Source organism: Dactylosporangium sp. CA-152071 (genome assembly GCF_050936335.1).
Classification (GTDB): Bacteria; Actinomycetota; Actinomycetes; order Mycobacteriales; family Micromonosporaceae; genus Dactylosporangium; species Dactylosporangium maewongense.
Window position 1 is genome coordinate 7,131,158 of the sequence record NZ_JBNJMZ010000001.1, and the last position, 12,729, is coordinate 7,143,886.

Sequence of the window (12,729 nt, forward strand, 5' to 3'; positions counted from 1 at the left end):
CGGAGGCCGGCAGCGAAGAACACAGCGGAAGTTCGGGGAGTCCCAGGCAGTGTGGGGCGGAGGGAGGTCGACCCGGCCCCGGAGCGCGGGGAGTGGAGTGCGGAATGTGAGAGCCCCGTGGCGGTGGAATGCGGAGGCGGCGTGCACAGGGTGGGGGCATGGCGTCCACAGAAGTGGGAGCTCCGTGGCGGCGGGGTGCGGATGCGGCGTCCACAGAAGTGGGGAGTCCTGCGACGGTGTGGTGCGGTGAGCGGTGTCCGCAGGGTTGGGGGTGGCGGCTGTGCGGCCGGCGGGTGCGGTGGTGCGGCGTCGTCGGTTGAAGGGGGCGTGGAAGGGGCGGTGGGTGGGTTGGGGTTGTGGTCGATGGGTGGGAGGGGTCAGCGGGGGACGGCGGGGCGGAGGGCGGTCGGGGGTGGGGCCGGCTCGAACGGGCCGACCAGGTGTGGGCCGGCGGCGGCGTGGAGGTCCGGCCAGACGCTGGACGAGGCGGCGCGGGCCTTGACGAGCTGGGCGGTGGCGCGGCGGTTGCGTTCGGCGATGACGGCGGCCAGGTACGCCCAGCCCGGGGCCTCGCGGGGCGGGGGTGGGGTCGTGCAGAGCGCGACCTCGCGGGCCAGGGCGCGGCCGAGGGCGGTGCGGGAGGGCTCGGTGATCTCACGGTTGCGGGCCAGGAAGTGGCGGACGGCCAGGGCCAGGCTGTCGTCGAGGCCGGTGAGGTCCAGGCGGGTCGCCCATGAGCGCAGCGGCGGCGGCATGGCCGGGACCCAGCCCCAGCTCGCCGGGGTGCGCTCGTGGATGACGATCGTGCCGGCGGCCCAGTCGCCGAGGCGCTTGCCGCTGCGGCCGATGAGCATGGTGCCGAGGCTGGCGACCCAGGTGACCACCGGCAGGAGAAGGCCGGGCCACTCCAGGGCCAGGCCGAGCAGCGCCCGGGTGAAGGCGTGGCGGAAGCGGACCGGGCCGCCGTCGTCGCGGACCACGCGCAGGCCCATGGCGGCCTTGCCGGGGGTGCGGCCGCGCAGGACGGTCTCGAAGAAGGCCGGGTAGCCCAGGGCCGTGACGACCAGGATGACGGTGAAGATGGCCTGGCCGAGGCCGTCGTCGAAGAGGCCGGCGGCGTCGGTCATGAGGCGCAGGAACGAGGCCGCCACGAACAGGAGCATGAACAGGACGGCCTGGCCGAAGGCGTCGATGATGAGCGCTACGGCCCGTGAGCCGATCCGGGCGACCCGCACGTCCAGCTCCACGGCCTCGCCGCTGACCAGGCGGTCTCCTGGACTTTCGGGGGCCGTGGCGATGTGCATGCGCAACAGTGTCCTACACGGCCGCACCACCGTGCGTCCCCGCGCGCACCCCCGAGCGACCGGACCACCGGGAGTGCCGGCGCCGTCTACGCTGCCGTCGTGGATCTGGACGCATACGTCGCCGAGCACTCCGCCGAGTGGCGGCGGCTGGACGAGCTGGCGCGCCGGCGGCGGGTGAGTGCCGCCGAGGCCGACGAGCTGGTCGCGCTCTACCAGCGGGCGGCGACGCACCTGTCCGCCGTGCGCAGCCGGTCGCCCGACCCGGCGCTCGTCGCCCACCTGTCCCGCCTCGTGCTGGCGGCCCGCAACGCGATCACGGGGGCGCCGGCGTTCTCGTGGCGGACCGTGGGGCGGTTCTTCACGGAGACGTTCCCGCTGGCGGTCTACCGGGCGTGGCCGTGGTGGTCGGCCGTGGCGACGGTGTTCAGTCTGGTCACGTTCGGGATCATGGCGTACGTGGTGGCCAACCCCGAGGTCGCCGACCTGTTCATGGACGACGCGACGATCACGAAGATGGTCCAGAGCGAGTTCGTCGGCTACTACAGCGAGTTCCAGGCGCAGAACTCGACGCTGCGCGTCTGGACCAACAACGCGGTGCTGACCGCGGAGTGCCTCGCCGGTGGCGTGCTGCTCCTGCCGGTGCTGATCGTGCTGTTCAACAACGCGTTGAACATCGGGCTGACCGGCGGCGTGATGATCACGTACGGGCGCGGTGACGTGTTCTTCGGCCTGATCATGCCGCACGGCCTGCTGGAGCTGACCGCCGTCTTCGTCGGCGCCGGGGTGGGGCTGCGGATCGGGTGGGCGTGGATCGTGCCCGGCCCGCTACGGACCCGCGGCCGGGCGCTGGTGGCGGCGGCCCGGGAGGGGATGCTGGTCGCGCTCGGGCTCGTGGTGGTGCTGCTGGTCAGCGGCGTCCTGGAGGGCTTCCTGACGCCGTCCGAGCTGCCGATGCTGGTCAAGGACGCGATCGGCGCCGTCGTGTGGCTGGGGTTCCTGGCGTACGTCGTGATCCTCGGCCGGGCCGCGGAACTGCGTGGCGTGTCGACGGACCTCCCGGAGGAACTGAGCGAGGCCGCGGTCCCGGTGGCCTAGAGCCGGCCGCTGGTCTTCAGGGCGAGGTAGTGGTCGGTGACCCGGGACGCGAACACGTCGGCCGGGGCGTCGACCACCTCCACGCCGTGGCGGCGCAGGGCGGCGCTGACCCGCTCCCGCTCGGCGAGGGTGCGCTGCGCGGCGGCGGCCGCGTAGACGTCGGCCGGGGTCGCGCCGGGCCGGACCTGGGCCATGCGGCTCAGCTCCGGGTCGTGCACCGCGGCGACGACGACCCGGTGCTTCGCGGCCAGCTGCGGCAGGACCGGCAGCAGGCCGTCGCCGAGCGCGCCCGGCTCCAGCGCGGTGAAGAGCACCACGAGGGCCCGCTTCCGTTCGCGCCGCAGCACCTCGCCGGCGACCAGGCCGAAGTCGGTCTCGACGAGCGCCGGCTGGAGCGGGGCCATCGCGGTGACGAGGCGCCACAGCAGCGTGCTCTTGTCGACGTTCGTCACCGAGGCGCGGACCGTGGTGTCGACGGCGAGCAGGTCGACCCGGTCGTCGGCGCGGGCGGCGACGGAGGCGAGCAGCAGCGCGGCGTCCATCGCCGCGTCGAGCCGGGGCTCGTCGCCGATCCGGGTCGCCGACGTCCGGCCGGTGTCCAGGACGCAGACGAGCCGCCGGTCGCGCTCGGGCCGCCAGGTGCGGACCACCACGTCGGAGCGGCGGGCGCTGCCGCGCCAGTCGATCGAGCGGACGTCGTCGCCGACGACGTACTCGCGGAGGGTGTCGAACTCGGTGCCCTGACCCCGCCCGCGGGTCACCACCGACCCGTCCAGGACCCGCAGCCTGGCGACCTTTTCCGGCAGGAACCGCCGGGACGCGAACGCCGGGTAGACCCGGACCCGCCACGACGGGGTCATGGCGTCCGCGGTCCGGCGCGTCGTCTGGCGGTACATGAGCCGCAACGGCCCATGGGAGCGCAGGGTCACCCGGACGGCGGGCCGGTCGCCGCGGCGGGTCGGGGTCAGCGACGTCGTCAGCTTCACGGCCCGCCCCGGCTCGATCCGGACCTCCTGCTCGGCGGGGAACGCGCCGGCGGACGGCACCCACGCGTCGCGGACGCGCCCCACGAACGGCCGGTCGGCGCCGTTGCGGATGGTCAGCTCGACGCTGCCGGTGTCGCCGAGCCACAGCGACTGGTGCCCGGACCGGGACAGGGTCAGCGCGCGCGGCGGCACGGCGGCGAAGTAGTCCACGGCGCACGCGGCGGCGACGCCGGCGAGCAGGACCGCGGCGCCGAGCCACAGCCAGCCGCCGCCGACCGCGTCCCCGGCGGCGATGCCGGCCAGGGCGAGCAGGAGCGTGCCGGCGGCGACGAGCGCGGCCGGCCGCCACGTGATCACGAATCCACCCCCACGCAAAGCCAGGCGGTCACGAAGCCGCTCCCGCACGGAAGACAGGCGGTCACGCGGACACCGCGTTCATCGAGGGGCCGGCACGGTCGCGAGGACCGAGTCGAGCACCGCGTCGGCGGTGACGCCCTCCAGCTCCGCCTCGGCCCGCAGCCGCACCCGGTGCCGCAGCGTCGGCCGGGCGAGGGCCTTCACGTCGTCGGGGGTGACGTAGTCGCGGCCGGTCAGCCACGCCCACGCCTTCGCCGCGGCGAGCAGCGCCGTCGCGCCGCGCGGCGAGGCGCCGAGCTCCAGCGACGGCGACACGCGGGTCGCGCGGCAGAGGTCGACCACATACGCGAGGACGCCGTCGGCGACCGCGACCCGCTGCACCGCGGCACGCCCGGCGGCGAGGTCGGCCGCGGTCGCGACGGCGGTCACCCCGGCGTCGCGCAGCCGGCGCGGGTCGAAGCCGTGGTGGTGCGCGCGCAGCACGCCGAGCTCCTCGTCGCGGGTCGGCAGCGGCACGGTCAGCTTCAGCAGGAACCGGTCGAGCTGCGCCTCCGGCAGCGGATAGGTGCCCTCGTACTCGATCGGGTTCTGCGTCGCGGCGACCAGGAACGGGTCCGGCAGCGGGCGGGCCCGGCCCTCCACCGACACCTGCCGCTCCTCCATGACCTCCAGCAGCGACGCCTGGGTCTTCGGCGGCGTCCGGTTGATCTCGTCGGCGAGCAGCAGGTTGGTGAAGACCGGCCCCTCCCGGAACTCGAACTCGGCGGTGCGGGCGTCGAAGATCAGCGAACCGGTGACGTCGCCGGGCATCAGGTCGGGGGTGAACTGGACCCGCTTGGTGTCCAGGTCCAGCGCCGCGGCGATGGTGCGCACGAGCAGCGTCTTCGCCACGCCCGGCACGCCTTCCAGCAGCACGTGCCCGCGGGCGAGCAGGGCGATCACCATGCCGGACACGACGGCGTCCTGGCCGACGACGACCTTGCCGACCTCGGCGCGCAGCCGGCCGAGGGCGGCGCGGGCCTCCTGCGGGTCCCCGACCGGCCCCGCTGTCGGCTCTGGCGCCGGCTGTGCCAGCGGGATAGCGGTGTCGGTCACCGTCGTGCTCCTTCTGCGTGGGGTTGTTCGTTGGTCACGGCCTCGGTGAGCATCTCCAGCCGGACGGCCGCGGCGACCAGCGCCTCGTCGTCCGCGGGCGGCAGGCCGAACAGCGTGTCGTCGACGACATCGTGGGGCCAGCCGCTCCACGCGGCGACCGCGGCCACGAGTGTCGCGCGATCGGTGCCGGGCTCCAGCCGCAGCAGCCGCGCCATCCGGGCCACGGCGGCCGCCCGCAGCGTCCGCAGCGACTCGTCGCGCGCCCGGGCCCGCTGGTACAGCCGGCCCCGGCCGGTGACCGTCTCGCCGGCGCGCACGACCACCGGCAGCGGCTCCACCACCGGCCCGCCCATCCGGCGCGCCCTGGCCAGCGCGTACAGCAGGAGCGCGACGACGAGCAGCACGGCGACCACGTAGACCCACGCCGGGAAGGCTTCCCACAGCGGGTTGGCGGGTTCGCCGCGGCTGCCGGCCTGCGTCGCGCCGGGGTCCGGGCTGGGCGGTGCGCCCCTGGACCGGCTGGGGCCGGAGCTGGGCAGGTCCTGGTCGCGGGTCGGCGTGGCGGTCGGCTCGGCGCTGGGGGTCCGCGTCGCCGTCGGCACGGGAGGGGCGGGGTCCCGCACCGGCTCCGGCGGCGACTCGTGCCGGTGCAGGTCGACCCAGACGAGCCGCGGCCTGGTGGTCAGCAGGCTGGTGGCGAGCCTCGCGTTGCCGGCCTCGCCGATGCGGTCGTTGCGGAACGGGTCCGCGGAGCCGGCGACCGTCGTGGTGGTCCAGCCCCGGCTGAACACGATGAGCGAGTCGTCGTAGCAGCGGGCGAACTCCTCCTCGGCGGCCGGGTCGACGGGGCCGTAGCTGGTCCGGTGGATCCCCGCCGGGCCGGCGTCGGCCGCGGGCCGGTAGTCGCACCCCGGCGCGCTCACCGATCCGGCGAGGGCCCGCCGGCCGGTGGTGAGCGGCATCTGCGCGCGCAGGAGGGTCTGCTTGCTGGGCTCGACGAGCACGACCCGGGTCGAGCCCGGCAGCAGCGCCATCCGCCGCAGGTACTCGGGGTGCACGAACTGCGGGGTGGTGAGCAGGATCGTCACGTCGCCGCGGTTCTCGGCCAGGAACGCGTCGGCGGTGCTGCCGACCCGGGCGATCGTGACCCCGGCCGCGCGGACGCGGTCGGCGAGGGTGCTCGCGCCGATGGCCGCCGTGCTGACCGGCGACAGGTAGGCGGCGTCGTCCTCGTCGGGCTGCTCCCACTGGTACAGCACCAGGCCGGTGATCACGACCAGCAGGGCGGCGACGGGTGGGACCACGACCCGCAGCCACCGCCGGGAGCGCGCCTTCTTCATGCGTCGACCTCCGCCGCGTACCGCCGCATCAGGGTGTCGTGCTCCTCGGTGGCGGGGATCTGCCCGTACCAGATGTCGGAGAAGATCCCGGTCGCGCCGCGCAGCGCCGGCTCGGCGGCCGGCACCACGGCGGAGGCGGCGTGGGCCACCTCGGTCACGGTCATGCCGGGCAGCACCTCGACGGCGCGCCTGTCGGCGAGCCCCCGCACGATCGCCCGGAGCCGCTCGCGGACCGCCTCGGCGTAGCGGCCCTCCGCGGCCAGCCGGTCGGCGAGGCTCAGGAACACCTTGGCCGGCAGGTCGGGCAGCGTGTCGCCGCTCGACGGCTCGGTGACCTCGGCCTCGACCTCCTCGGGCGCGGCCGTCTCCGGCTCCTCGACGTCCTTCTTCTTCCGCTTCCTCCGGCGCAGGCGCGGGAAACGCTTCGGGACCCAGCGCGGGAAGAAGTAGTACAGGACGCCGCCGACGACCGACAGCAGCAGCAGGAGGAAGACCAGCAGCGGCAGCCCGATCGCCGCGGACAGCCGCTCGAGGAACTCGGCCCAGCCGCGGGTCATCGCTGCACCGCACCGGAGAGGGCGGACTGGGCCAGGTCGACGGGGCGGCCGAGCCGGCGGGAGCGGCCGACCGCGACGTCGAGCCCCTCGACCCGCATCCGGCTCTCCAGGTACAGGACGGCGTCGACGCTGGCGAGCGCGGCATACACGACGGTGTTGGCCAGCACCCACACCGCCACCGTCACGATCTCGTAGACCAGCGCGTCGCTCGGCAGCACGGTGTCCAGCAGCGCGGCGGTGCCCAGGCCGATCGCCACCCGGATCGCCGCCCAGCCGCCGTAGCCGCCCAGCCGGATCGCCACGCCGCGCAGCCCGACCGGCGCCAGGTTCAAGGAGCGCACCAGCGCCGCCCCGGGCCCGACCCGGTCGACCACGAGCGCGGGCGCGGCCAGGCCGATCGCGCCGAAGAAGTAGAACCACGGCAGCGCCACGACCGCGCTCGGCAGCAGGATCAGGCCGACCGAGATGGCGAGGACGATCAGCGCCGGCGCCCGTCGCCCCCACACGCGCAGCAGGTCGCGGGCCGGTGCGGGGGTCCCGAGCAGGGCCGGCCCGGCGGCCGCCCCGGTCAGCCCGCCGAGCAGCGCCAGCACGATGCCCTCCGTGGTCAGGCCGCAGCAGAAGACCAGCCACCAGATCCCGGTGTCGGCGTCGAAGACGTCCGTCGTGCCGTCCGCCCCGGCGACGGAGCGCAGCGGAAACAGCACGGCCTGCTCGCACACCGCCAGCACGAACGCGGCGACCAGGAACAACCGGGCATTGGCGCGCAGCAGCAGCACCCCCGCGTCGAGCAGCTCACCGAAGGTGAGCGGACGCAGTGGGATCACCGGGCTGTGCTGGTCCACGCGGACACCGTAGTCGGCAGGCGCGAACCCGGCGGCCCGCCCTGACCAGATGGCCGGAAACTGACCAAGATCGGGCATCGGGTTCCCATCTTCGGGCGTCGAGGTGAAATATTGGACCGCATGAGAGCCCGCGTCCTGGTGGTCGACGACGACCCCGCCCTTGCCGAGATGCTCGGCATCGTCCTGCGCAGCGAAGGCTTCCTCCCGTCCTTCGTCGCGGACGGGGAGCGTGCACTCGGCGCGTTCCGGGACAGTCGGCCCGACATCGTCCTGCTCGACCTGATGCTGCCGGGCATGAGCGGCATCGACGTATGCCGGTCCATCCGCGCCGAGTCCGGCGTGCCGATCGTGATGCTCACCGCCAAGAGCGACACGGTCGACGTGGTGCTCGGGCTCGAGTCGGGCGCCGACGACTACGTGATGAAGCCGTTCAAGCCCAAGGAGCTGGTCGCGCGCATGCGGGCCCGGCTGCGTCGCGGCGAGGACGTCGCCCCCGAGCTGCTGACCATCGGCCCACCCGGCAACCAGATCACCATCGACGTGCCGGCGCACACCGTCATGCGCGACGGCGAGGAGGTCAAGCTGACGCCGCTCGAGTTCGACCTGCTGGTGGCCCTGGCCCGCAAGCCGCGCCAGGTGTTCACCCGCGAGGTGCTGCTCGAGCAGGTCTGGGGCTACCGGCACGCCGCCGACACCCGCCTGGTCAACGTGCACGTCCAGCGGCTGCGGGCCAAGATCGAGCCCGACCCGGAGAAGCCGGAGATCATCCTGACCGTGCGCGGCGTGGGCTACAAGGCCGGCACGGGCTGAGTTCCAGACAGGTTTCACTTTGGTACGCATCGACCCGATCATCGTGCAGGTCCGCCGCTTCCGGCCGAAGCGGCTGATCCCGCATGCCGCGAGCCGGCGGCTGCGCCGCTTCTACGCCGCCGCCCGCAGGCAGTGGCGCCGGTCGCTGCAGTTCCGCGTCGTCGGCATCACGCTGCTGCTCTCGGCGATCCTGGTGTCGGCGTTCGGCTACACGGTCGCCTACCTGATCAGCCAGGGCGTGCTGCGCACCCAGGTCGACACCTCCGAGGACCAGATCCTGCGCGGCGCCCGCGAGGCGGCCAGGCAGCTGGAGGGCTACACCCAGGCCGACGACCCGGGGCTGCCCGGGAAGATGCGGAGCGTGGCGTTGGACCTGGCCAGCTCCATGGACATCCCCGATTCCGAGGTCGTCATCCTGCGGCAGGGCACGCCGGGGACCGCCTCGCCGGACACCGAAGCGGCTTCGGTGATGCAGCAGAGCTCGATGCGCCAGCTCCGCGAGTCGGTCGTCGGCGGCCGCAAGCCCGGCACGTGGCAGCAGATCGAGACCCTGGACGTCGGGCAGGGGCCGACCCGCTTCCTGGTCATGGGCACCCCGATCGTCACCGGCGGCGAGCCGCTGGAGCTGTACTACCTGCTGCCGCTGAAGGCCGAGAACGACCTGGTCGAGTTCGTCGCGCTGGTGGTGACGGCGACCGGCGTCGCGCTCGTGGCGCTGCTCGCCCTGATCGCGGCGACCATGACCCGGCTCGTGGTGAAGCCCGTCCGGGTCGCGGCCCGCACCGCGCAGCGGCTCTCCGCGGGCCTGCTCGACCAGCGCATGCAGGTCAAGGGCGAGGACGACCTGGCCCGGCTCGCCGCCGCGTTCAACCAGATGGCGGCCAACCTGCAGCGGCAGATCGTGCGGCTGGAGGAGATGTCGCGCCTGCAGCGGCGCTTCACGTCCGACGTGTCGCACGAGCTGCGGACCCCGCTGACCACCGTGCGGATGGCGGCGGACCTGCTCTTCGCCTACCGCGACGAGTTCGACCCGGCGGCCGCGCGCAGCGCGGAGCTGCTGCAGGCCGAGCTGGACCGGTTCGAGGACCTGCTCACCGACCTGCTGGAGATCAGCCGCTTCGACGCAGGGTTCGCCGCGCTGGATGCCGAGCCGACCGACCTCGCGCCGATCGTGCGCCGGGTCGCGGAGCGGCTCGAGCCGCTCGCCGAGCGCTGCAAAGTACCGTTGCGGGTCGAGGCGCCGGAGGACGGCGCGATCGCCGAGGTCGACCCGCGGCGCGTCGAGCGCGTCCTGCGCAACCTGCTGGGCAACGCCATCGAGCACGGCGAGGGCAAGCCGGTCGTGGTGACCCTGGCCATCGACGAGTCGGCGGTGGCGGTGACCGTGCGCGACCACGGGGTCGGGCTGAAGACCGGCGAGGAGAAGCTCGTGTTCAACCGCTTCTGGCGGGCCGACCCGTCCCGGGCGCGGCAGACCGGCGGCACCGGCCTCGGCCTGTCGATCAGCCTGGAGGACGCCCGGCTGCACGGCGGCTGGCTGGAGGCCTGGGGCGCGCCCGGCAAGGGCGCCCAGTTCCGCCTGACGCTGCCGGTGCGCTCCGGCGACCGCCTCGTCTCCTCGCCGCTGCGCCTGGTGCCCGACGACGCCCGCGCCGACGAGGCCGCCCTGATCGGGGAGACGCCATGATGAGGCGCTTCACGGCCGTGCTGGTCGTGGTCGCTCTGGCGGCAGGAGGCTGTGGGCTGCCCGACAGCACCGACCCGAAATACGTCGGCCCGGCCGCCGCGCCCAGCCGCGCCCAGGGCCGGGCGGAGGAGCCGCCCAAGCCCGACGGCATCACGAGCCTGATCGCACTGGTCAACAGCTTCCTGAAGACATCGGTCGGCGGCAACATCACCAGCGCCGATCCGTCTGACGCGGGGTCGGAGACCCAGACCCGGATGAAGACCTTCATGACCAAGGAGACCGCGGCCGGTTGGCGCCCGCCGGCGCAGCTGGTCGTGGTCGATGCGACCCTGACACCCTCGCCGCCGGACGAAAAGGGCCGGATCGTGGTCAAGGCGCACTTCGAGCGCGTCGGCCAGCTCGACCCCAAGGGCCGGCTCGGCGCCGGGCAGAACGACCCCACCTGGGAGCGCGGCCTCAACTTCGACTTCGAGGGCGAGCAGGTCGGCGGCCAGCTGCTGCTGTCCAAGGTGCCCCCGTTCATGCTGCTGAGCACCGAAGGGCTGGCGTCGTCGTACACCCGCCAGCCCATCTACTTCTGGGAGAAGGACGTCGAGGCGCCGAAGCTGGTGCCCGACCTGCGCTACATGCCCAACGTGCTGCCGGCGTCGAAGAAGGTCAACGAGGTCGTGCAGTGGCTCGTCGACGGGCCGTCGTCGTGGCTCAGCTCGGTCGTCGACAGGCCGTCCGACATCGAGACGAAGGGCAGCCCGACGCTCAGGGACGACCAGAGCGTGGACGTGAACCTCAGCGCGAAGGCGGCCGGCAAGAGCGCCGACGACCTGCGCAGGCTGGCGAGCCAGATCCGGTGGTCGCTCCCCGGGCACCCCGTCGTCCTGCTCTCCTTCGAGAACGCCAAGGACACCACGAACGTCTCCGACGGCTACCTCGACGACAACGCCGCCGTGCAGGGCGAGCCCGACCTGGAGAAGTTCGCCGTCGTCAACGAGTCGGTCCGCCAGCTCACCGTCACCCGCGACCCCCCGTCGCTGTTCGGCCCGAGCGAGTGGAACAAGGCGGTCTTGTCGGCGACGATCAACCGGGCGCGCACGAGGGCGGCGCTGGTCCGCAAGGTGGGCGCGAAGCAGCAGCTCTTCGTCAACTCCGGCACGGGCGAGCCCAAGTACGTCGAGGTCCTCGCCCCCGAGATGGGCGCCAACCTGAGCCGGCCGGTGTGGATCAACCGTCCGGCGCAGCGGTTCCTGGTCACCGACGGCGCCAAGCTGTGGGCGGTCACGCCGCCGGGGAGCGGCGGCGAGCCGCCGCAGGCCGTGGTCGTGCCCGGTCCCAACGGGGAGAGCCTGACCAATGTCTCGGCCTTCTCGGTGTCGCCCGACGGTCGGCGGATCGCCCTGATCGTGGGCGGCAAGGCCATGATCGCGGCGCTGCGGTTCGAGAACGGCAACCTGACGCTCGGCGAGCGGCACCCGGTCCCCAACACGCTCAGCAGCAACAAGGCCGTCGGCTGGATCACCGAGACCACGCTCGCGATCGGCGGCGGGCCGAACCCGCTCAACGACAGGGCGGCCGGCACCTACTCGATGGCGTGGACCAGCATCGACGGCACCGGCGAGCGGCCCTTGCCGCTGAACCCGAGCCCGCCCGCCGTCCTGGTCACCGAGCTGTCGGCGCGCACCAACGACCCGACCAGCAGGCAGTCGGAGCAGGCGGTGTCCGTCGTGTTCCAGGACGGGGGGCAGCAGGGCCGCGGGGTGTTCGGCAGCTCCGTCGACGAGCTCAAGCAGGACGTGCTTCCCGGGGCGGCGCCCGGCCCGTCGACCTCCCCACCGGCGAAGCTGGTGGCCAAGTCGCCGTTCTACGCGGACTGACGGGCGTCATGCTGCTCGCCGACCTGCTGGACCTCGTGCTGCCGGCCACCTGCGCCGGGTGCGACGAGCCGGCGACCGGGCCGCTGTGCGAGCAGTGCCGCGCGGCGCTCGCCGCCGTCCGGCCGGGGCGCACGCGGCCGGTGCCCGAGCCGCCGGGGCTGCCGCCGGTCTTCGCCCTCGCCGCGTATGCCGGCTCCGTGCGGCGGATGCTCATCCAGTACAAGGAGCGCAACCGTCACGAGCTGGCGCCGGTGCTCGGCGGGCTGCTCGCCAGGGTCGTCGCCGCGTCCGTGCCGGCCGGTGCCGGGCCGGTGACGCTGGTGCCGGTGCCGGCCACGAGCGCGGCGGCCAGGCGGCGCTTCGGCGACCACGTCGACCGGCTCGCGGTCGCCGCGGCCGCGACGCTGCGCCGGCGGGGCGCCGAGGTGCGGGTGGAAGGGCTCCTGCGGGCGCTGCCGAAGCGGGAGGACTCCACCGAGCTGTCGGCCACCGAGCGGGCCCGCGCGGCCGCGCAGGCCTTCGCGGTGCGGGGACGGGGCAGGCCGGTCGGCGGTGCCGTGATCCTCGTCGACGACATCATCACCACCGGGTCGACCCTCGCCGCATCCACGGCGCGGCTCGCCGCCGCGGGCGTCCGGGTCCACCGCGTGGCCGTTCTGGCCGCTACGCAGCGTGCCGCGTAGCTAACGCCCTTCGTCCCGGTTTGAGCGGAACGTTACTTCGTGCGCCACTCGGGGTAATCCGCGAGGAGGGATTCAGAAGTTGATCGGAGAGTTCTTGTGAAC

General features: G+C 73.9%; 11 protein-coding genes. 5 read left to right on the top strand and 6 right to left on the bottom strand.

The window, feature by feature from the left end; translation table 11 throughout:
• Nucleotides 1-377: 377 nt before the first annotated feature.
• Nucleotides 378-1,304 carry an RDD family protein gene (locus ACQEVZ_RS32055; RefSeq protein ID WP_433373388.1) on the bottom strand — a complete coding sequence of 309 codons (927 nt, stop codon included), beginning with the start codon at nt 1,302-1,304 and terminating at the stop codon, nt 378-380.
• Between the two features lie 99 nt (nt 1,305-1,403).
• Between ACQEVZ_RS32055 and ACQEVZ_RS32060 the strand changes: the two genes are divergently transcribed.
• Nucleotides 1,404-2,399 carry a stage II sporulation protein M gene (locus ACQEVZ_RS32060; RefSeq protein ID WP_433373391.1) on the top strand — a complete coding sequence of 332 codons (996 nt, stop codon included), beginning with the start codon at nt 1,404-1,406 and terminating at the stop codon, nt 2,397-2,399.
• On the opposite strand, the gene ACQEVZ_RS32065 is transcribed toward ACQEVZ_RS32060, so the two are convergent.
• From ACQEVZ_RS32065 to ACQEVZ_RS32085, 5 genes are all read right to left on the bottom strand, one after another.
• Nucleotides 2,396-3,742, bottom strand: a complete 1,347-nt coding sequence (locus ACQEVZ_RS32065) for a DUF58 domain-containing protein (protein WP_433373394.1) — start codon at nt 3,740-3,742, stop codon at nt 2,396-2,398. The two genes, ACQEVZ_RS32060 and ACQEVZ_RS32065, sit on opposite strands and share 4 nt — an antisense overlap.
• Nucleotides 3,743-3,820: 78 nt before the next feature.
• Complete coding sequence (locus ACQEVZ_RS32070) at nt 3,821-4,816, bottom strand: AAA family ATPase (protein WP_433377112.1); 996 nt, start codon at nt 4,814-4,816, stop codon at nt 3,821-3,823.
• A 17-nt stretch (nt 4,817-4,833) separates the two neighbouring features.
• Complete coding sequence (locus tag ACQEVZ_RS32075) at nt 4,834-6,177, bottom strand: DUF4350 domain-containing protein (RefSeq protein ID WP_433373397.1); 1,344 nt, start codon at nt 6,175-6,177, stop codon at nt 4,834-4,836.
• Nucleotides 6,174-6,734: a DUF4129 domain-containing protein gene (locus tag ACQEVZ_RS32080; protein ID WP_344501614.1), complete on the bottom strand. Its 561-nt coding sequence runs from the start codon at nt 6,732-6,734 to the stop codon at nt 6,174-6,176. Before ACQEVZ_RS32080 ends, ACQEVZ_RS32075 begins: the two co-directional genes overlap by 4 nt.
• Nucleotides 6,731-7,579, bottom strand: a complete 849-nt coding sequence (locus tag ACQEVZ_RS32085) for a hypothetical protein (RefSeq protein WP_433373400.1) — start codon at nt 7,577-7,579, stop codon at nt 6,731-6,733. The genes ACQEVZ_RS32080 and ACQEVZ_RS32085 overlap by 4 nt, the downstream gene beginning before the upstream one ends.
• Nucleotides 7,580-7,699: 120 nt before the next feature.
• Here ACQEVZ_RS32085 and mtrA point away from each other — a divergent pair, with 120 nt between their 5' ends.
• The 4 genes from mtrA to ACQEVZ_RS32105 are packed head-to-tail and all read left to right on the top strand — an operon-like array spanning nt 7,700 to nt 12,627.
• Nucleotides 7,700-8,389 (top strand): MtrAB system response regulator MtrA, encoded by a 690-nt coding sequence (gene mtrA, locus ACQEVZ_RS32090; protein WP_033364613.1) that lies wholly within the window; start codon nt 7,700-7,702, stop codon nt 8,387-8,389.
• A gap of 28 nt (nt 8,390-8,417) precedes the next feature.
• Nucleotides 8,418-10,076 carry an MtrAB system histidine kinase MtrB gene (gene mtrB / locus ACQEVZ_RS32095; protein ID WP_433377115.1) on the top strand — a complete coding sequence of 553 codons (1,659 nt, stop codon included), beginning with the start codon at nt 8,418-8,420 and terminating at the stop codon, nt 10,074-10,076.
• Nucleotides 10,073-11,944 (top strand): LpqB family beta-propeller domain-containing protein, encoded by a 1,872-nt coding sequence (locus ACQEVZ_RS32100; protein WP_433373404.1) that lies wholly within the window; start codon nt 10,073-10,075, stop codon nt 11,942-11,944. Before mtrB ends, ACQEVZ_RS32100 begins: the two co-directional genes overlap by 4 nt.
• 8 nt (nt 11,945-11,952) lie before the next feature.
• Nucleotides 11,953-12,627 (top strand): ComF family protein, encoded by a 675-nt coding sequence (locus ACQEVZ_RS32105; RefSeq protein WP_433373407.1) that lies wholly within the window; start codon nt 11,953-11,955, stop codon nt 12,625-12,627.
• The last annotated feature ends 102 nt before the right edge of the window (nt 12,628-12,729 follow it).